Consider the following 21,362-nt stretch of genomic DNA (forward strand, 5'->3'; position numbering starts at 1 on the left):
AGACAAATATATAAAAAAATTGAAGACTACCTTTATTCATGGGTATTTCAGAATGATTTTAGTTAACAATTTTATCATAAGAGCCCATTTTAGTAATGTTTCCGCACAATTTAATGTTAAAATGTTTTTATTAAAAGATGCTTATTTGTGTAAACCAAGACTTTTTCCTTAACCAAATAGCCCATATTTGTTAATATATTTTGATAATTATTAAGTTGATTCACATGATTTTGGCTTTCGTCTCCTGTTTTGTAGTCTATGATAGTAATTGAATTTTTGTTGTCATCAATAACTAACCTATCAGGTCTAAAAATAGTTCCGTTTTCAGTAATAATATCACGTTCATTATATATAGTGTACTTAGTTGTGAAGTAATCTTTAAGTTTTGGGTGTTCTATTATTTCAGAAACAATACTTCTTAGGGGTTCTGACTGTTCATTATTAATGATTGAAGCATCTAAAAAATCTGTAAATACAAAGTCTATATCATCTTTAGTTTTAATTTGCGCCATAATATCGTGGATAAGATTCCCTTTTTCGATGGCTTCTTGCTGCTGTGTATCCCATAACATACCAGATTTTGTGACTACCTTTATATTAAGGGTTTCTTTTGCGTTTGAAATGAATGAATTTTGAAAACTAGTTAATTGTTCATGCATAGAATAATTGCTCTCTCTTTTTGGGTTGCCAAAACTATAGCTGTTCTCAGAATCGTTCCACAGATTTAAATGTTGTAAATAATTAATGAGAAGACCAGAATATTTTTTTGCTTTGGACTCTTCTTTTAATTTACTATCGTTTTTAGAAATAATATATAATTGTTCCTCAGCTCTAGTCAGTGCTACATATAGTAAATTAATATTATCTAGTTCTTGTTCTGCTTTATGCGCGTTAAAAATCTGTAAACCTTCCGTTCCAAAATGTTCAAAATCACTATTAAAATTTAATAAGGTATTTGAAAAACCAGCATATTTCTCTTCATTAATAGATATCCATTCTTTCGGTTCTATTTCTTGATAGACATCTAAATCGGCAAAAGGAAAAATCACTACTGGGAATTCTAAGCCTTTAGATTTATGGATGGTCATGATTTGTACCGCATTTTGCCCTTCGGGGGAAATAATGCTCAAACTTTCCTTTTTCTTGTCAAAATAGTCTAAAAAGGCTGCAATATCAGAACCTTTCTTTTGGTAAAAATCTAAAACGGTATCTAAATAATACTGAACGTATGCGTGGGATGATGGCACCAAATTGAAAGCGCGAACAATAGTTTCAACTAAATCATATAAAGGAAGTTGTAACAAATTATTAGTCAAAAACACGTTGTATGCCTGTAATTGTTTAAATAATTGAGTCAACGATAGATTTAAGTGTTCAGAAAAAAATTGATGTTCATCTTCAATATTAAACCGATTTGATAAATACTCTAAAACCTTAATTTTTATCTCGTTATTATTTGGTTGTAGCAATAACGCCAGTAAATTATTGATAAACCTGACTTCTTGGGAATTGGCAATTAACAAGGTTTCTGAAGACACTATCGAAATCCCTTTTGTGCTCAAAAAATTGGCAATTGCAACGCCTTCCTTCTTTTTACGTATTAAAACAGTAATATCGCCAAGTTCAAAACCATTGGCAATACAAGTGTTTATAGTTTTTAAAACGGCTTCTGAAAACACTTCGTTTCTATCATCATCTTTTTCAATGTCTAAAAATGACAGTTCGACATAACCATTTTTGGTTTTACTAATTTCCTGATGGGAATTCTGGTATAGATCTGCATAATCGGGATGGTTAAATACTGTGTTGGAAAGGTATTTGAACAACCCATTATTAAAGGTTACAATCTCTTTAAAACTTCTGTAGTTCGAGGGCAAATGAGCAACATCTTTTTCTGCGTTTAGCGGGTTCTCGTTATTGCACAATCCTATAAATTGTTCTGCTTTTCCGCCACGCCAGCGGTAAATGGCCTGCTTTGCATCGCCTACCAACATAGCGCTTCCACCTTCTGTTGATAATACATTATTGAGCAAAGGAATTAAGTTTTCCCATTGTTTAACCGAGGTATCCTGAAATTCATCAATAAAATAATGTTTGAATTTTTCGCCAATGCGCTCGTAAATAAAAGGCGTGGGCTGGTCTTTTATCTCGTTGCTTATAATGGTGTTAAATTCTGAAATCAACATTTTGTTTTGGTCTTCTTTCAGCAATTTTAATTCGTTATTGATCTCATTTAAAACTGAAAGTGGTGTTACGTTTTTATAAAATGCCTTTAAGAACTTAAGATGAAAAACATGCGCCTTCACGGTTTTGTACAACACTTCAATTTCAGGTAATAACGAGTCTATAATATTTGATACCTCGGGTGAAGCTGTTTTATTATAAATGCTTTTTCTTTCAGAAATGTTTTCTTCAAGCTTATTATCATAAAGTCTATTTAAATCTAATTCCGAAGCTTTTTTAAAGTGATTTGGAAGTGTGCCTCTGGTAAAATCTGTAAACTGCAAACCTGCATTTTCAATACTGTTTAAAACAGTTTTGGCATTTTTAACAATAACAGTTTCAGTTTCTAAAATTTCTTTCCGCAGAATTCCTTTTAAGGTTTTAAAATCTCCGAGTGTTTTGTCTTTTAGCTTTTCAATAAAGGGAATGTCGTTTTCGTTAACGAGCAATTTTGCTATTTTATTAAAATCGTTTGACACATCCCAACTTTTATCATCATCGGCTTTTTCAATGGCAAAATCCACTAGAATTTTTGTGAGCTCATTATCTGTTCCTGCTTTAGCTATTAAACTATCTACAGCTTCTGTTAATAGCGAATTTTGATCGAGTTCTACTTCAAAATTTAAAGGCAATTTTAAATCGTATGCAAAAGTTCTTATCAGTTTATGCGTAAATCCATCAATGGTTGAAACATCAAAAGCCGCATAATTGTAAATAATAGTTTCTAATATGCCTTTAGCCTTTTTATGAAGTACCTCTGGCTGCATGTTTAAATCTTCGCAAAGCGATATAAACATACTGTCTGGGTTTTTTAAAATTGAAGCATCTGAAAATAGCTTTAACGTGTCAATAATCCGCCCTTTCATTTCAGAAACCGCTTTATTGGTAAACGTAATTGCCAGAATATATTTAAAAGCTTCGGGCCGTTTAGAACTCAATAAAATTTTTAAATAAGATTTTACAAGTGTGTAGGTTTTGCCACTTCCTGCAGATGCATTGTAGATTTTGAAAGTATGATTTTCTTGCACAAAGAATAATTTGCCTACAAGATAAAAACTATCGATGGTTTGATAACAATTTATTATTTTTAATTGACTTGTTTTATGTGTAAATTTGAAAGAAATTAAATATTAACAAAAAAATAAAATAATTATGGCTTTCGAATTACCAAAATTAGGATATGCTTATGATGCTTTAGAGCCGCATATAGATGCTAGAACAATGGAAATACACCATTCTAAACACCATCAAGGATATACCAACAATTTAAATAATGCTATTGCAGGAACAGATTTAGAAGGAAAATCTATTGAAGATATTCTAACTAATTTAGATATGAAAAACGGAGCTGTTAGAAATAACGGAGGCGGTTTTTATAACCATTCTTTGTTTTGGGACGTTATGAATCCAAATGATCGAGGTTATTTATCTGGAGAATTAAAAGATGCTATAGAAGCAGCTTATGGTTCTAAAGAAGGGTTTATGGATGCTTTTTCTAAGGCAGCTGCAACACGTTTTGGTTCAGGTTGGGCTTGGTTGTGTGCGCATAAAGGCGGTAAGGTCGAAATCTGCTCAACACCAAATCAAGACAATCCATTAATGCCAGGAGTAGGTTGTGGTGGCGCGCCAATTTTAGGCATTGATGTTTGGGAACATGCTTACTATTTGAATTATCAAAACAGACGTCCAGATTATATCAAAGCATTTTTTAGTGTGATAAACTGGAATGAAGTTGAAAAACGTTATGCTGAGGCTAAGTAATTAGTTTTTACCTAAAATTATATAGTAAATCGTCTGGAATTTAGTTTCAGGCGATTTTTTTTGGGCGTTACCCAAGGGTCGGGCTATACGCTGTATCTTTTGTTTTGCTATTCCTGTGAGGATAAGCATCCATTTATAGCTATTTCGCTCCTCTAAAAATTATTTCCTCTTTAATTGAAAAAACAAAAGGATGAATTGAAACAAGATAAAGGTTTTGCAACCAAAAAGAAAATCAATTTGTTTGTCGTTTATTAAAACAGTTATTTAGTGAATTCTGATTGAAGAATTTCACCATTTCTATAGTCTATACATACTGTTATTCCTTTCCAAGACGAAGCAACAAATGATTTTGGGCTATCTTGAATTAGTTCAGACCAATTTTTGAATTCAGCATTTAAAGTTTTATTCCATTGAATTGGGTTAGGGTAACAATCGTCTTCAAGAGGAAGTTCTGCATTCCAAATTATTTCTCCAAGGGAATTTTTTGCATAAACGTTAGATATTCCTTCCAGATAATTGTCCGAACTCTCTCTAATTATGGTCAAATCAGCTACTGTTTTTTCTTCTAAAACTCTTGTATGGATTGGTCTAAAGTTCATTTTCTCAAATGTGCCACAACTCGTTATATAATAATTTTTTAGTACTGATATCCCGTAAATAAGTCAGGATAAAGTAATTTTTTTGTTATCCCGTAAAGATAATTTTTTATGATAAGAAAGAATAAAAAAACGATTCCCATTTTCATGAGAATTATAAAATGAAAAAGGTGAACAGATGTTCACCTTTTTGCCCCAAATCTACCATAAACTTAACCTACTTATGTTATGGTGGTTCAAAGATAGATTGATACTAGAGATTGTAAAAATATTCTTGTTGAACTACTAAAATATTGGCTTAATAGAGATAGTGCGTAAAAATGCGGATAAACTACAATGTTTAAAGGGCTGAGGTCTTTTTTGAAGAGAAATTAGAAACCGTTATAAAATAAAAAAAGGCGAACAGATGTTCACCTTTTTTTGCCCCAAATCTACCATGAACTTAACCTACTTATGTTATGGTGAGACTAATTTATATGTATTTAAGACAATCTGATTATTTATTAGACGAAATACATATTTATCGGATAAAATACATTATTTACGGTTTAACCGTAGTATAATTATGAATTTGATAATTAATAGGCGCGTTCATTATTACCTTCATAAAAATTAATGAATGCTCTGTTTACTACACGATTTCCTCCATCGGTTGGATAATTGCCAGTAAAATACCAATCTCCTAGGTGCTCCGGACAGGCTTTATGCAAGTTTTCTATTGATTGAAACAATATTTTTACCTCTGCATTAATAGAGTCATCGCTTAATAATTCTGATATTTTTAAAGAAATTTCATGAGCCGTAAACGGACTATAAATTTCCTTCACAAAATTTTGCACGTTTTTATCAGCGAAATCTTCTTGAGACTTACACTTATTATATACTTTCTCTACGGTGTTATACATGCCTCTATCTTTCAAAAGTGAAAGTGCAGCTCTAAACGCCACTAAATCTTCCAATCTTGCCATATCTATTCCATAACAATCCGGATAGCGAATTTGTGGTGCTGAGGAAACTACAACAATACGCTTAGGATTTAAACGATCCAGAATTTTGATAATACTCTTTTTTAGCGTTGTACCCCTTACGATACTATCGTCAATAATTACCAGGTTATCCTCTGGTTTTATAACACCGTAGGTAACATCATATACATGGGCTACTAAATCGTCGCGACTACTATCTTCCGTAATAAAAGTTCTTAGCTTAACATCTTTAATGGCTATCTTTTCAACACGAATACGTTCTGATAAAATTTCGGTAACTTTTTCTGCTGAAATATTTCGGTCTCCGTTTAAGATCGTTGCAGTTTTCTTTTTGTTCAACTCAGATTCCGCAGTTTCTATCATTCCAAAAAACGATGTTTCCGCTGTATTTGGGATGTATGAAAATACTGAATTCTTTAGATCGTTATCAATGGCTTCTAACACTTTGGGCATCAATAATTTGCCTAGCATCTTTCGTTCTTTATAGATCTCGGCATCACTACCTCTAGAAAAATAAATCCGCTCAAAAGAACAGGCTTTGCGTTCTAATGGTTCCAATATTTTTTTGATTTCAACCTTCCCAGATTTTTTAGTAATTATGGCTTGTCCTGGAGGAAGTTCTACAACATCCTCAAACTTCACATTAAAAACAGTTTGAATTACAGGGCGTTCAGAGGCTATAACAACTACTTCATCATCTTTGTAATAATAACAAGGTCTGATTCCTGCGGGATCACGCAACACAAAAGAATCTCCATGACCTATTAATCCAGCCATGGCATAACCTCCATCCCAGTTTTTAGCAGCACGCTTCAGTATTTTAGATACTTTGAGTCGTTCAGCAATCAATGGTGATGCCTGTTGCTTGTTATAGCCTTCCTTTTTTAAGTCTTTATAGATTTTACTTACCGCATCGTCCAAGAAATGACCAATTTTTTCCATTACGGTAATAGTATCGGTATATTCTTTGGGATGCTGCCCTAAGTCAATCAGGTTTTTAAACAATTCCTTAACATTCGTCATGTTAAAGTTTCCTGCCATTATAAGGTTTCTGTGCATCCAGTTGTTTTGTCTTAAAAACGGATGTACACTTTCTACACTGTTTTTCCCAAAAGTACCATAACGTACATGTCCTAAAAGGAGTTCGCCTATATAAGGTATGTTCTTCTTTTGCAATGCTACATCATCATTATATTCAGGATGCGCTTTTAATTCTTTGTTAACACGCTCATTTATTTGGTCAAAAATATCTTGGATGGGTTGTTGCGCTATAGATCTAACCCTACTTATATAACGTTCCCCGGGTTGTGTGTCTAGTTTTATGCTCGCAAAACCAGCCCCATCCTGCCCACGATTGTGTTGCTTTTCCATCATGAGGTACATTTTATTTACCCCATAAAAAGCAGTACCGTATTTTTCTTTGTAAAATTCAAGCGGTTTTAAAAGCCTAATTACTGCAATTCCACATTCGTGTTTTATAGCATCACTCATAGTTAAAATGTTTTCGCTTTACCCTTCAATTCACATTGGCTAATAAATGTATTCGTGAATCTCCGATGTCGCAGCATGAAAAAATTATGTTTTTAGATTCCCTCTCAATAACTCTCGGAATTCGTGGGAATGACAAAAATATATTAATGAAAAACGCACTCTATTTTAGAGTGCGAAAGTTTATGTTAATTCTATATCAAACTGTGTTAACTGTTTAAATCGCAACAGTCGTTCTTCAACTTCGTTTTTCGTTAAATGCTGCATGCGTTCTGTTCCAAATTTTTCCACACAAAAAGACGCTAAGGTTGAACCATATATCACAGCGTTCTTCATATTTTCAAAAGATAAATCTTGAGTTTTTGCTAAATATCCAGCAAACCCTCCAGCAAAAGTATCTCCAGCTCCTGTTGGATCAAAAACTTCTTCTAAAGGTAACGCAGGCGCATAAAACACATTCTCATTATGAAACAATAGCGCACCATGCTCTCCTTTTTTAATCACCACATATTTTGGTCCCATGTCATGAATTTTTCTGGCAGCAACTACCAAAGAGTATTCTCCGGTTAGCTGTCTAGCCTCTTCATCATTTATAGTAATCACGTCCACATGCTTTATCACGTTTAATAAATCATCCAGCGCACAGTCCATCCAAAAATTCATGGTGTCTAAAATTATCAATTTGGGTTTTTCTGTCATCTGGTCTAGAACACTAGATTGGACGATAGGATGTAGGTTTCCTAACATCACAACATCGGCATCTGTATAATCTTTAGGAACAACAGGGTTGAAATCGGCAAGCGTATTAAGTTCCGTGATCAAAGTATCTCTGGAATTCATATCATTATGATAGCGTCCACTCCAGAAAAACGTCTTGCCATCTTTAACAATTTCAATACCAGAAATGTCTAGGTTTTTATTTGATAAAAGGTCTAAATATTCTTGTGGAAAATCGCCTCCAACAACAGATACTAGAGTTGTATCTACATTGAAATGAGAAGCTGAAAGCCCGATAAAAGTGGCTGCGCCACCCAAAATTTTGTCGGTCTTACCAAAAGGGGTTTCAATAGCATCAAAAGCTACGGTGCCAACTACTACTAATTTGCTCATAAAGAGAAGTCCTGAATTTTGTGCAAATATAAGTCTTTTTTAACCATAATTGCCGGATTGAAACTTGAGAATATTGTCTGGAATTTACTGAGAATTAAAATGCCTTAAAAACGAACTGGGATTATTTAAAAAAGATTTAGTAATTGAATAATGGTCTGTGTTTTCTAGCGTGGTAAGTATCATTCCGCTCTCGGTTATCTCATAGATTTTTGCTCCAGGATAAGCCATGAGCATTGGCGAATGTGTTGCAACAATAAATTGGGAATCGTAATTTTGAAGGTGGCTGTTCAAAAAATAAATAAATGATAATTGTTTTGAAGGCGAAAGGGCAGCTTCTGGTTCATCCAATAGATAAATACCCCTAGAATTTATTTTTTGGTTCATAATATGAAGGTATGCTTCGCCATGGGAAAACGCATTGAGCTCTTGTCCGAAGTTTTTACGCATATGATGTAACTGATGATTTGCATTGTCTTTCATTTGTTTTATAATGTGTGCCGGCACATTACCTTCTAAATCATCATATGAATTTTGAAGTTGTGCATCAGATCTATTGACACTATTTAGATAATCTCCAAAATCTTCTGCCCTAAAGAAAAAGCCTGTGGGGCGTTCAATATGCCATTCCAATTCTAAGTAAGGCAACAAGGTTTTTGCAGCTTCAAAACTACTTTTGTTATAACCCGATCCGTCCATATGCGGTAATTGCAATAAACAGGCAATACTTTCCAATAAGGTAGATTTTCCAGTTCCATTTTCGCCAACCAAAAAAGTTATTTGAGCATTAAAATCGATGTTTTTTGCGTGCTTTATAGCAGGAATATCGAATGGATAAGGGTGTGTTCTATTGGTGTTTATATTTAAGGTTGATAGGTATGGCACTTGATGTTCTTACTTTAAAGGAAATTAAAATGGTTTATTTGTAATATTGTTTGTGATGCAGAATGTTAAAAACATGAATTATTTTACCCTCGATAATAAAATGAATACCATAAGGAAAAACCTTTAAATGAGCAATTCTGATATTCTTATATCTTATTTGATAATGCAGAGGATTGTCTTTAATACCATCTATCTTATTCCAAAATTCATGATGAAATCTGTCGGCTAAGTCGATAGAAACATCTTCATAATGTTTAATAACCTTATTAAATTCTATTAATGTGAGTGCTTCAAATTTTATAATGTAAGCCATTATCTAGCTGTACGTTTACGAAATTCTTCTTCACTTACATATTTCAATTCCCCTTTGCTGTGTTTGTCTAACATATCATCCATCATGGATTTATAGGCTTCAGACAATTCAAAACTATTGGCTTTATCTTTTAGAATATGTTCCATATAGTTTTTAAGTTTTCGGCCTTCTTTTTCAGCTTGAATTTTTAATAATTCTATGGTGTGACTATCTAAAGTAACTTCTTTACGTTTTTTATTTTCTATCATTTCCGTATTGTTTGCGATAAATATACGTATAATTTACGGATTAAGATTTCAGAGACATCATTTCCGCCCAAAATCCGCAGGGATTTCTCCCCATGCCTTGGTTTCCCATTTTACAATTACCGTTGAATAACTATTGTTCTTTAACCAATCAACAGCACGATCAACTAAATCAAAAACAGGTTTATTTTTATCATTCCGTTTTAATTTAGTGTTGCAGGTTTTTTTTCTAACCCAACTCATAGCGGTTCTAGAGTCTGTATATAATATTCTATCGCTATTGTTTTTTTTAAGTAGCGCTAAACCATGTACTAAAGCTAGAAACTCCCCAATATTATTTGTACCTTCTTCAAAAGGGCCTTGTTTAAAGAGTTGTTTTTTGGTTTTGGTGTCAACACCGCGATATTCCATAATTCCTGGATTTCCGCTTGAGGCAGCATCCACGGAAATGGAATTGTAATTTGGTTGTCCTATTTTTTTAAGTTGTTCAGCAGATAATTCACTTTTAAAACCTTTGTTTTTTCCGACATAATCAAAATAATTACCTTTTAGAGCGGTTTTTGCAGCATCAAAAGTTGAAAATGATTTGTATTGCGCCCCTTGAAAATCTTTAATTTGGGCTTTACAGTCGTTCCAAGATTCGAAAACTCCTGTTTTGTGACCTTTCCAGACTGCGTAATATTTCTTTTTCTTCTTACTCATTTTGTCATTCCCGCATAGACGGAAATCTTTTAAATTTAAGTTCTAATTTTTTTTTGACACGGATTTTTCACAGATTAAATAAAATAGATTTTGCTTTTTGGGTTTTATTTTTTTTGGGATTTTAAAACATTATCTACCACCTTCGGAAAATATTCCATCTCCAATTCATGGATTTTAGCCGCAACATCTTCAGCAGAATCATCAGGTTTTACGTCACATTTTGTCTGAAAAATAATAGCGCCTTCGTCATAATGTTCATTTACATAATGAATAGTGATGCCAGTTTCGATTTCTTTATTTGCAACAACTGCTTCATGAACATGCATGCCGTACATCCCTTTTCCGCCATAATTTGGTAACAATGCAGGATGCACATTAATTACTTTATTAGGAAATGCATTCAAAATAAATTCTGGGAATTTCCACAGAAACCCCGCCAAAACAATCAAATCTGGCTTAGAGGCTTTTAAAATATTCAAGACATCATCGGTTTTAGAAAAGGCTATTCTATTGAAAGACAATGCGCTAACTTTAAGTTTTTTAGCGCGGTCTAAAACTTTGGCATGGGGATTGTTAGATAATACCTGAATAACAGATGCATTATCGCTGTTGTGAAAAAACTCAATTAAATTTTCAGCATTAGTACCACTTCCGGACGCAAAAATTACAATACGTTTCATTTTACAGACTATAGTGTTAAAGATTGTTCAAACAAAAAAAAGAATAATTATTAACAATTAGCAGGGAAAAAGTAAATACTTAAAAGTAATTTTAGTAAATTACAACCACATTTTTATCTTAAAAGTGTGTTTTAAAATAAAGTTTTTTATTTTTGCCAACTAATTAAACATTTAAAATTAAAAGATTATGTCAGACATTGCATCAAGAGTAAAAGCGATTATCGTGGACAAGTTAGGAGTAGATGAAAACGAAGTTGTTACTGAAGCTAGCTTCACAAACGATTTAGGAGCCGACTCTTTAGATACTGTAGAATTAATTATGGAGTTCGAAAAAGAATTCGACATTCAAATACCAGACGACCAAGCTGAGAACATTGCTACAGTTGGTCAAGCTATTTCTTATATAGAAGAAGCTAAATAAGCAAAACATTTTATGGAACTAAAGCGAGTTGTAGTTACAGGACTAGGAGCTTTAACCCCAATTGGCAATACCTTAGGCGACTATTGGGATGGCTTAATTAGTGGGAAAAGTGGTGCTGCGCCCATTACATATTATGATACCGAAAAGTTTAAAACGAAGTTTGCTTGCGAACTGAAAAACTTTGACGCAACCGATTTTCTTGATAGAAAAGAGGCTCGGAAAATGGATAAGTTTGCACAATATGCAATGGTGGCTTCAGATGAAGCGATTGCTGATGCTAAACTTAACGTTGACGAGGTAAACAAATTGCGGGTTGGTGTAATATGGGGAGCAGGTATTGGTGGATTGGAAACTTTTCAGCAAGAAGTATTAAACTTTGCTGAGGGCGATGGTACCCCAAGATTTAACCCTTTCTTTATTCCAAAAATGATTGCAGATATAGCACCTGCAAATATCTCCATAAAATATGGTTTTATGGGACCTAATTATACAACGGTTTCGGCTTGTGCATCTTCTGCCAACGCTATGTTTGATGCTTTAAACATGATACGTTTAGGACATTGTGATGTAGTGGTTACCGGCGGAAGTGAAGCAGCTGTAACTATTGCCGGAATGGGTGGTTTTAATGCGATGCATGCACTATCTACTAGAAACGAAAGTCCAGAAACAGCCTCTCGCCCTTTTGATGGCACAAGAGATGGTTTTGTTTTGGGCGAAGGTGCAGGAGCACTTGTTCTAGAAGAATATGAACACGCAAAAGCAAGAGGGGCAAAAATTTATGCTGAAATAGCTGGAGGAGGATTATCTTCCGATGCTTATCACATGACTGCTCCACATCCCGAAGGTATCGGTGTAGTTGAAGTTATGAAAAACTGTTTAGAAAACGCAGGTTTAAAACCTGAGGATGTAGATCATATAAACACACACGGAACTTCAACACCATTGGGTGATGTTGCTGAGTTAAAGGCGATCTCTAAAGTTTTTGGAGATCATGCTAAAAACATTAATATTAATTCTACTAAATCAATGACAGGGCATCTTTTAGGTGCAGCTGGAGCTATAGAAGCTATTTCGGTGATATTGGCTATGGAGCACGGTATTGTACCGCCAACAATAAACCATACTACTGTAGATGAAAACATTGATCCAGAATTAAATTTAACGTTAAACAAGGCACAGAAAAGAGATGTAAAGGTTGCAATGAGTAATACATTTGGATTTGGCGGACACAACGCCTGTGTAGTATTCAAAAAAATAGATTAAATCCCGAATGGAATACATTCGTAACATACTGAATTCCCGTTCCGAAAGAAACGGGAATTTTTTTATGCAATTGACCAAGATTTTAGGTTATAAGCCTAAAAAAACAGAGGTTTACAAGAAAGCATTTACACATCGTTCCATGAACATAAAAGATAGCAAGGGAAATGCTCTCAATTATGAAAGGCTGGAATTTTTGGGAGATGCCATGTTAAGTGCCGTTATAGCATCACATTTATTTCAAGAAGTGCCAAGTGGTGATGAAGGGTATCTTACCAAAATGCGCTCTAAAGTTGTAAGTAGGGAGCATTTAAACGAGTTGGGGAGAGAACTTAACTTGATTGATTTGGTTGAAAGTAAAATTCCTGCAGGCCAATTTGGAGATAATATCCATGGTAATTTATTCGAAGCTTTGGTAGGTGCTATCTTTTTAGACAAAGGTTATAAATATTGCGAAAAGTTTATTTATAAGCGCATTATAACGCCACATGTTGATATTGAGCAGCTTGAAGGCAGAGTTATTAGCTACAAGAGTTTGTTGATTGAATGGTGCCAAAAAGAAAAGAAGGTGTTCAACTATAATGTGTATGAAGATACTGGAAATGATGATGTTAGGCATTTTTCAGTAAAACTATCCATAGACAATAAAGTCATAGCTAAAGCTAGAGCAACCTCTAAGAAGAAGGCTGAAGAGAAAGCTTCAAAACGCGCCTTTTTTGCACTTCAAAGTAAGATGTCAAAAAAGAAATAGTTTAAATCAAGTAATTCAGCCTACTATAACGTTTTAGTTATCGTTAAGACTAAGAATTTTAAATTCGCCTTATTTCTAAATATATTTAGCATTATATTTACATCCTATTTTAGGTCAGGTTATGGCAGTACACAAACTTATTCTTGAGGATGTCTTTGAGGACACGTTATGTACTTTAATTGGCATACATTGTTCAATTGAAGATTACCGATTGGCCTATCTGATAAATAAATATTTAGGTATAAGCTTAACCAGAAAACCTAAAGATTTAGACTTTAATAATGGCATCACTAACTATTCAATTTTTGAATATGAAGATGAAAATCAATTGTTAACATGGAATCTGGCATCAAATATTTGTAAAACAGAAACCAATTCTAATATTGATTATCAATCTTTATTTACAACAGAACAAAAGGTAATTAAAACCTACAATTTAATTCCTGAATATAAAAAAGTGAATTATTTTTTAAAAATCGATAACGAGTTACACAGTACCAAAGAAAAACATATTATAAATAAACTCCTTGAGATTCCGCAAATAGCAATGGCTTACAGTATAAATGTGAGCACATTAAAATCTAGGGAGTATTTAATATTTAACTAAATGGGATTAAGAAAAAAAACCAAGATAGTAGCAACATTAGGACCAGCAACCAGCACCAAAGAAGTTTTAAAGGGCATGCTTGATGAAGGCGCTAATGTATTTAGAATTAACTTTTCGCATGCAGATTACGAAGATGTAAAAGAACGTATTAATATGATACGCGAGCTCAACGATGAGTTTGGTTACAACGCAGCAATTTTGGGTGATTTACAAGGCCCCAAGCTTCGAGTAGGTGTCATGAAAGCTGATGTAGAAGTGTATCCAGGCGATGAAATTATTTTTGCAACCGGAGAGCGTTTTGAAGGCACAAAAGATCGTGTTTTCATGACATACGACAGATTTCCGCAAGATGCGAAACCAGGAGAACGCATTCTTTTAGATGACGGAAAATTACTTTTCGAAGTTGTTTCTACAGATAAAAAAAGTGAAGTAAAAGCAAAGGTTATTCAAGGAGGGCCTTTAAAATCCAAAAAAGGAGTAAACCTTCCAAATACCGATATTTCGCAACCTGCTTTAACAGAAAAAGATATTGAAGATGCCATTTTTGCAATAAGTCAAGATGTAGATTGGATTGCATTATCGTTTGTGCGTCATGCAGAAGATTTAATGCAACTGCGGGATTTAATAAAAAAACATAGCGATCATAAAATACCAATCATCGCAAAAATTGAAAAGCCGGAAGCTGTAGAAAATATTGATAAAATCGTAACGCAATGCGACGGTATCATGGTTGCCAGAGGCGATTTAGGTGTAGAAGTACCTGCTGAAGAAGTCCCACTAATTCAAAAACAATTGGTGCTAAGAGCAAAGAAAGCAAGAATTCCAGTAATTATTGCAACGCAAATGATGGAGACTATGATAGATAGTTTGACACCAACCAGAGCCGAGGTAAACGATGTTGCAAACTCTGTTATGGATGGTGCCGATGCCGTAATGCTTTCAGGTGAAACATCAGTAGGGCAATATCCAATTCAGGTGATTAAGCAAATGAGTGATATCTTAAAAAGTGTAGAAGATTCTCCACTTATTAAGGTGCCAGAAATGCCACCTCATATTCGCACCAACCGTTATATCACGAAATCAATTTGTTACCATGCCGCAAATATGGCGAACGAAATTGATGCCAAAGCCATTTCAACATTAACAAATAGTGGCTATACGGCATTTCAAATTTCGGCATGGAGACCATCATGTCATATTTTGGTATTTACCTCAAACAAACGTATTTTAACACGTTTGAGTTTATTGTGGGGCGTTCACGCATTTTTCTACGATAAGTTTGTAAGTACCGATGAAACTATAGAGGACGTAAACGCCATAGCATGTAAAAAAGGCTATTTGGATGTTGGCGATATGCTGATTAGTTTAGCCGCAATGCCTATCCAAGATAAAGGAATGGTAAATACATTACGTGTTTCTGAAATTGAAACTTGTAGTTTTTAAAACTTAATTTATTTGGGCGCCTGTCTGCCGGCAAGGCAGGTTACCATAAGGGTCGCGCTTTTATTTATGGATTCTTATTTTTAATTAAAGAATTCATGAACATAAATGTTTCACTATACCTTTTAAACACAAAAAACGCTGCTTAATGCAGCGTTTTTTGTGTTTAAAAGGATGCCGTGGGCCCGAAACTTAGGAGGGCTAACGTGGGTGTTTGCTGGCTCGGGTTTTAGGTTGAAGTTTGTTTGTATTTGGAGGGGTTTGTTTAACGTTGTGCGTTTTCGTGTTTTTTCACGCAAACTTGCTAGTGTTAGCAAAAGCAATACTTTTTTGCAATTTTTGGTGTTTCGTTGGCTAGTGCGAATTGCAAATGTGTATGGCTTTAGGTGTTGGCATTTTCAATTATCTTAATTTCATTTTTTGTCAAATTAAAAATCGTATAAATCAGATTGTCGATATCTTTTTCTAATGATTTTGTTTCTCCATTGATATCTTTTCTCTTAATATTTAAAATTTCTTTCGATAATGTTTGAATTTTAATATTTAATCCTGAATCTACAAAAGGTAAATTATCTACTTCGTATCCATTCACATTACTACTTGTGCTTCTTGTTTTAAACACAAAATTCAGTAAAGAAGAGTTAAACCAACCTAATAGTAATTCCAAATCATAATTATTTGATTTTAATAAGTAGTTACAAGAATTCGCTAAATATATATTTTCATTTATATATGTACCTTTTAATCTATGTTTTTCATTGACACCAGTTAAACCTTGTAATGCAATACGTTTAGTCTTAGAATCTGCTATTTTTTTTGAAGAGCCTATATCTTCAAATATTGTTTCATTTATGAATTCGATATCTCCTTGAGAAATTTGGCTTTGTTCTGTCTTCATTATAAACCTATCAATCTGAACACCTTTTAATAATAGTCTGTCACTATTGTTTTTTGTTAAAGCAGATTTGCCGAAAGTCATATCTACTTCTCCAGTCAAACAAGGTGAAATTGAGCCAAGCTTAATTAAATTTTTGGTTTTATATATTTTAGAAAGTAAGTTAAAAGAATCTGTATCTGTTAAAGGAATTTGAACCAATTCTGGATTTAACTCAACTAATTCTTGAGTTTTAAATTCAGCTCTGTTTTTTGAAATTTCTCTATCATAAGATATTCCAATATCAAAACTATTATCTGCTTTAGAACTAGAAGTTAATAAAATTGCAGTTGACATCTTAACATCTTCAAAAACTCTTCTTTTACTACTGTCTCGTTCTGGAAATGCTTCAACTTTTATCAAAGAATGGTTATTGAAAATATGCTTTCTTAACTTAACTGAAGTAGTATCAGTTAAAACACCATATGGAATAATCATGCATTGGTAGCCATTCTTAGAACTAATTTTAATACAAAAAGCATAGAATATTCTAGCGGCATTTATTACTCCACCTGTTGCTTCGGGATATTTTTGTTTTAACAATTCTACAGCTAATTTATCCGTAGTTAAGGCTACTTTTTTATTTTGTTTCTTATTAAATAAACCATAAGGTGGATTACCTATAACTGCATCAAAACCAAGAAAATTTCCATTATCATCTAAAACTTCAGGAAATTCAAAACGCCATTCAAAGGCTTCTTGATAAATTTTATTGTTTTTAATGTTTTCTATTACAGTTTCTAGTTTTTTTGATTCCTCATTAAGTGCTTTTAGTTTTTTATTCCAAGCTGTTGTTTCTTTTTTTGACAGTTCAAACATTTTAGGATGTTCGGTCATTAAAAATATTTCGCTTTTTAATTTGTTTAAACGTTTTACCTTTTTGTCGTTCGAAGATATTTCACTTTTAAAGTCATTCTTAATGTCATCAATTAGTTTTTCCATTTCTCGCTTTTCCTCTTTATTACGAGCATTACGATAAGTATCAACTGCAATACGATAACCATCAATAGTCCATTTACTACTTTTTAGAGCCTTTTTAAGGTCAGAATCTAATTCAAATCGACTAATTAGAGAGTTGCCACATTTGATGTTTATATCAATGTTTGGTAGTGTTTCTAATTCACTTTCATTTTTGTAGTATGCATTTTTAAGTAACTCTATCCAAAGACGTAATCGGCAAATCTTTACTGAATTTGGGTTTATATCAACTCCAAATAAACAGTTTTCAATTATAGTTTGTTTTTCGTGGAAAAGTGCTTCTTGTATTCGTTGACTTTCTTTATTAGTTGGATTGTATTCAAATAATTCTCCATCTTCATCAGTTACAATTAATTCATCATTAACAACTTCAAATTGGTATTCTTTGAGTCTTTTACCATCTCTATCTTGTAAAATTTTAAGATCATTTTTAATTGCAATCATTTCGTTGAGTGCAGAAACTAAAAAGTGTCCTGAACCGACTGCTGGGTCGCAAATTTTAATACTGTTTATTATATTATTTGCTTCTTGCCGGTCTTCAATTTTATCGTACAGAGAATCAATGTCTTTACATTTCCAATCTTTAGTTTCCTTAAATTTTTGAAAAACGGTTTTTCTAATGGTTTCATGACACATATACATTGTAATAAAACCAGGTGTAAAGAACGAACCATCCTTATAACCATTTATTTTCTCGAAAATTAAACCAAGTACGGAAGCGTTAATTAAAGTTTTATTATCCTCTTGAATTTCTTCTTTACCTTCACTACTAAAATCGTAAGCATTTAAAAATTCAAATAGATATTCAAGAGTATTTAAATTTCCTGTAAGTTTTTTTTCGCTTTTGTTTTTTAAAACCGTTGAAGGATAAATTGGAACTGTTTTTTCATCACGTAAATTACTTATCAATAATGTTGCGTGTTCAATTCCTGTTGGTTCGAAAAGCGAACTATTTAAGTAAGGTACTTTTGCAAAAAGTTCTTTTACATCTTCAATTCGTTCAGATTGCTGCTTTGCTAAAACTTGGAAGAAAAGACCGTTTAAATCATCATAATTCTGAATTTTATCAATGTTTAAAAACTCATAAGATTTATCTCCTTTATGATATGTTTTTAATTGTGCTTCTAATAGTTTAAGAAATAGAATTCTATTAACCCAAGTTATACATAATTCAAGACCAACGTTAAATAAACGTTCTTCTTGCGTAATTCCAAAATGATTAGGATTATCAAGTCTATTTATTTTATCTAAACTATCTAATTGAATTATTGTGTTTTCAAGAAAAGAACCAGTGTTTCTTTCATCTTTTTTATTACGTTCAATTAGCTTTTTACTTCCATCTTTTGTTTCGGATAGTCCAATAATATGTAATAATTCTCCGTAAAATCTTTTATCAAGACTATTGCTGTCATTTGCAAATGGTAATTTTAATAAATGTTCTGGTGAAAGAAGTTTAAAAAGAGCAATAAGTTTGTTGTCGTCTTTTGGGTTATCGTTACGAAGTGGTTTTTCGTATTCTCGAATGTCAAAAAACGTAAAAATAATATCCTGTTTTATTTCACCTATAAATGGTGCAGCAATTTCCTTATAAAAGACATCGGTGGATTTTTTTCCAGCTTCAAAATCTTGAAAGTGTTTTACGAACTTTTTGTTTTGAGCAAATATTCTTTCAAATAAATGTTCATCGAAAACAAACCATTCGTTGATATTCGTTACTACTAAGTGTTTTATGTCTAAATTCTTATTAGTAATCCGTTCTCTTAAATAATATAGTACTAATTCATGAAATGCTTTGACATTAATTTTATTCTTAGATAGCATCTCAGATTTATTTGTTGGCTTTTTTGTTTCAATTAAAACGCCAACACTACTTTTCGCCTTATCTCCGTTATGTATTACTAAATCTGTTTTTCCTTTAGTATTTACAAAATGATTCGGTTCGTAATATGTTTTTTTTAGAAAGTCAATAACTAAATTTTTGTGGAATTCCTCTGATTCAGTATCATTAGTTCTGTCAAGTAATTGAATCAAGTTAATCTTAAAACTTTCAATTTCAGTTCTTTTTGGTTTTATTTTTAGGAAGGCTTTATTAATGGCCTTTCTTGGTTTTAAGATTTTTAATTCCATATAAAGTATTCTCAGTAAGTTTTAAATTTAATTATTTCTTATCGTTATTAGTGGAGTTTATCGATTGTTAAACGAAGTTATCGTTTTTTTCTGGCAAAGTCAAGTGCTACTTAAGCTAGGTTAAAAATATTAAAAACTCAAAGCTCATCTTCTTTAAAAGGATTCAGTTTATCAATAGATAAAATAGTAGCATTAGCCTTTACAAACTGAAATTTACCAAAATCCTTTCCTTTAGGTATAAACTCTCCTTTTTTAAAAAATTCTTCACAGGATATCCACCCAAGAATCCAGCCTTTACTGTAATCATTTAAAATTCTCAGAAATATATAAAAATCGGCGTTTTGTTTGTAAACGCCAGACAAGTCATGCGAATTAACCGTACACCAATAATCGTCTTTTGGTTTAAACTTGCATGTAATGGTTTTAACCTCAAGCCTTTTTCCTTTGTTTGATATTAAATCATAATGGTATTTATCTTCGTCATTTTGAAGTTTTAGATACTTCATGATTATTCTTTCGCCAATATAGCCAACTAAAATTCTATTTCTTTCAGAACCAAATTTGCTAAGGCCTAAGTTATCACGGGTGTTTACATGCTCTAATTTGTTATTGGCATAATCAATAATATCCTGTGTTATTGAAATTTCAATCATAGATTCTTAAACAGGCTCTAAATAACTTTTAATTGCCAACGCAACAGCTTTTGCCAACAAGGGAGGTACGGCGTTACCAGTTTGAACCCTGGCTTGAACCGTTCCGCCCTTCACAACAAAGTCATCTGGAAAACTCTGTATTCTGCATCGTTCTCTTATGGTTAAACCACGATGATCTTGTGGGTGTCCAAGTTGAAACTGAGGTCTAATCCCCCCAGAAACCTGAGTAGGACTTTGAATATCCCAAGCTAAACGAATACGTTGCTTAAACCTTTCATACATGGGTTCTCCGGGGGTTGTGTTTTTAATTTTTTCAATTGTAGTTAACGGATGATTTGGAGCAGTATGCCCTGTTACACTTCCATTGGTGTTTAATCGCATTAACTCTTGAAAATCGCTAAAAGGTTTTTTCTGATATTTGGTTTTGGTTTCTTTGGTTTTTAAGGACGGTAAATCGCCTATAGCATCTTTTATGGTTACATACTCTTTTTCTGTTTCAGGGCCGTGTGTTTTGAGGATATCCTCAAAATCAAATGCTGCATCTCTAATACCAACAAATACGAGTCGTGTTCTTTTTTGGGGGACACCATAATCTGGAGCATAAAGCAATTTGCTTTTAACGGTCATTTGTCCAATTTTACTGAGATGAGTTTCTATATCTGTTACAAAATTGCCTGTACTTTTCATTCCAGAAACGTTTTCAAGAACGACAACTTTTGGTTGTAAAACCTCGACAAAACGCGCAAATTCCTTGTACATAAAATTTCTATCGTCATTCTCGTGTCTTTTTCTGTTATTTAGTGAAAACCCTTGGCAGGGAATCCCGCCAATAAGCACATCCAATTGTCTGCCATTCAATAATTCCTTTATGACTTCCGGATTCACCTTTTTTACATCTCCTGTAATTGTTGCGCAATTTGGATGATTGGTTTGAAACGTTTCAATAGATGGCGTATGAATATCACAACCAAGAACAGTTTCGAAACCAGCCATTTCAAAACCCAAAGATGTACCTCCACATCCGCAGAATAATTCTGCTACAATTGGTTTTTCAGTACCAACATTGTTCCCTTTTTTAAATACAGGTTCTTTATTCCAATAATATCCGTTTTCCTCGACTTTTACTGAAGTGTCCCATGCACTTTTTTCAACAACATCAATTTTTTTTAGTTCTGGCATGTTCTGTTTTCTTTTGATAATTTTGT

General features: G+C 33.0%; 18 protein-coding genes. 6 read left to right on the plus strand and 12 right to left on the minus strand.

All coding sequences use genetic code 11. The features are described from left to right. Window positions 1-116: 116 nt before the first annotated feature. Window positions 117-3,251 (minus strand): UvrD-helicase domain-containing protein, encoded by a 3,135-nt coding sequence (locus tag ABXQ82_RS00640; RefSeq protein ID WP_367053476.1) that lies wholly within the window; start codon window positions 3,249-3,251, stop codon window positions 117-119. A gap of 124 nt (window positions 3,252-3,375) precedes the next feature. Here ABXQ82_RS00640 and ABXQ82_RS00645 point away from each other — a divergent pair, with 124 nt between their 5' ends. Continuing rightward, window positions 3,376-3,984, plus strand: a complete 609-nt coding sequence (locus ABXQ82_RS00645) for a superoxide dismutase (protein ID WP_367053478.1) — start codon at window positions 3,376-3,378, stop codon at window positions 3,982-3,984. A gap of 260 nt (window positions 3,985-4,244) precedes the next feature. Here the strand turns inward: ABXQ82_RS00645 and ABXQ82_RS00650 are convergent, their stop codons facing one another. From ABXQ82_RS00650 to ABXQ82_RS00685, 8 genes are all read right to left on the minus strand, one after another. Further along, window positions 4,245-4,583 carry a hypothetical protein gene (locus ABXQ82_RS00650; protein ID WP_367053480.1) on the minus strand — a complete coding sequence of 113 codons (339 nt, stop codon included), beginning with the start codon at window positions 4,581-4,583 and terminating at the stop codon, window positions 4,245-4,247. Between the two features lie 575 nt (window positions 4,584-5,158). Next, a complete protein-coding gene (locus tag ABXQ82_RS00655; RefSeq protein WP_367053481.1) occupies window positions 5,159-7,057 on the minus strand; it encodes an amidophosphoribosyltransferase in 1,899 nt (632 codons plus the stop codon). 180 nt (window positions 7,058-7,237) lie between these two features. Beyond that, a complete protein-coding gene (locus ABXQ82_RS00660; RefSeq protein WP_367053483.1) occupies window positions 7,238-8,164 on the minus strand; it encodes a PfkB family carbohydrate kinase in 927 nt (308 codons plus the stop codon). 84 nt (window positions 8,165-8,248) lie between these two features. Further along, a complete protein-coding gene (locus tag ABXQ82_RS00665; RefSeq protein ID WP_367053485.1) occupies window positions 8,249-9,046 on the minus strand; it encodes an AAA family ATPase in 798 nt (265 codons plus the stop codon). A 34-nt stretch (window positions 9,047-9,080) separates the two neighbouring features. Beyond that, window positions 9,081-9,359: a type II toxin-antitoxin system RelE/ParE family toxin gene (locus tag ABXQ82_RS00670; RefSeq protein ID WP_367053487.1), complete on the minus strand. Its 279-nt coding sequence runs from the start codon at window positions 9,357-9,359 to the stop codon at window positions 9,081-9,083. Then, a complete protein-coding gene (locus ABXQ82_RS00675) occupies window positions 9,359-9,607 on the minus strand; it encodes a hypothetical protein (protein ID WP_367053489.1) in 249 nt (82 codons plus the stop codon). Before ABXQ82_RS00675 ends, ABXQ82_RS00670 begins: the two co-directional genes overlap by 1 nt. A gap of 57 nt (window positions 9,608-9,664) precedes the next feature. Beyond that, window positions 9,665-10,306 carry a ribonuclease H family protein gene (locus ABXQ82_RS00680; protein WP_367053491.1) on the minus strand — a complete coding sequence of 214 codons (642 nt, stop codon included), beginning with the start codon at window positions 10,304-10,306 and terminating at the stop codon, window positions 9,665-9,667. Window positions 10,307-10,410: 104 nt separating this feature from the next. Then, window positions 10,411-10,986 (minus strand): phosphoribosylglycinamide formyltransferase, encoded by a 576-nt coding sequence (locus ABXQ82_RS00685; protein WP_367053493.1) that lies wholly within the window; start codon window positions 10,984-10,986, stop codon window positions 10,411-10,413. 187 nt (window positions 10,987-11,173) lie between these two features. On the opposite strand from ABXQ82_RS00685, the gene ABXQ82_RS00690 reads away from it, so the two are divergent. From ABXQ82_RS00690 to pyk, 5 genes are all read left to right on the plus strand, one after another. Further along, window positions 11,174-11,407 (plus strand): acyl carrier protein, encoded by a 234-nt coding sequence (locus tag ABXQ82_RS00690; protein WP_008269813.1) that lies wholly within the window; start codon window positions 11,174-11,176, stop codon window positions 11,405-11,407. Between the two features lie 12 nt (window positions 11,408-11,419). Further along, on the plus strand, window positions 11,420-12,670 hold the full coding sequence (fabF, locus tag ABXQ82_RS00695; protein WP_367053495.1) for a beta-ketoacyl-ACP synthase II: 1,251 nt from the start codon (window positions 11,420-11,422) through the stop codon (window positions 12,668-12,670). Between the two features lie 7 nt (window positions 12,671-12,677). Beyond that, a complete protein-coding gene (gene rnc, locus ABXQ82_RS00700; RefSeq protein ID WP_367053497.1) occupies window positions 12,678-13,418 on the plus strand; it encodes a ribonuclease III in 741 nt (246 codons plus the stop codon). A 121-nt stretch (window positions 13,419-13,539) separates the two neighbouring features. After that, the gene (locus ABXQ82_RS00705) at window positions 13,540-14,025 is read left to right on the plus strand and encodes an IPExxxVDY family protein (protein WP_367053499.1); all 486 of its coding nucleotides are present in this window, start codon (window positions 13,540-13,542) and stop codon (window positions 14,023-14,025) included. Then, a complete protein-coding gene (pyk, locus tag ABXQ82_RS00710) occupies window positions 14,026-15,468 on the plus strand; it encodes a pyruvate kinase (protein WP_367053501.1) in 1,443 nt (480 codons plus the stop codon). 379 nt (window positions 15,469-15,847) lie between these two features. On the opposite strand, the gene ABXQ82_RS00715 is transcribed toward pyk, so the two are convergent. The 3 genes from ABXQ82_RS00715 to ABXQ82_RS00725 all read right to left on the minus strand — a co-directional run bounded on the left by ABXQ82_RS00715 (window position 15,848) and on the right by ABXQ82_RS00725 (window position 21,336). Beyond that, window positions 15,848-19,504 (minus strand): DNA methyltransferase, encoded by a 3,657-nt coding sequence (locus tag ABXQ82_RS00715; RefSeq protein WP_367053503.1) that lies wholly within the window; start codon window positions 19,502-19,504, stop codon window positions 15,848-15,850. 137 nt (window positions 19,505-19,641) lie between these two features. Further along, window positions 19,642-20,157, minus strand: coding sequence for a hypothetical protein (locus tag ABXQ82_RS00720; RefSeq protein ID WP_367053505.1), 516 nt, complete (start codon window positions 20,155-20,157; stop codon window positions 19,642-19,644). Between the two features lie 6 nt (window positions 20,158-20,163). Next, complete coding sequence (locus ABXQ82_RS00725; RefSeq protein ID WP_367053507.1) at window positions 20,164-21,336, minus strand: DNA cytosine methyltransferase; 1,173 nt, start codon at window positions 21,334-21,336, stop codon at window positions 20,164-20,166. Window positions 21,337-21,362: the final 26 nt, after the last annotated feature.

The organism is Algibacter sp. 2305UL17-15 (assembly GCF_040720935.1).
Taxonomy (GTDB): domain Bacteria; phylum Bacteroidota; class Bacteroidia; order Flavobacteriales; family Flavobacteriaceae; genus Jejuia.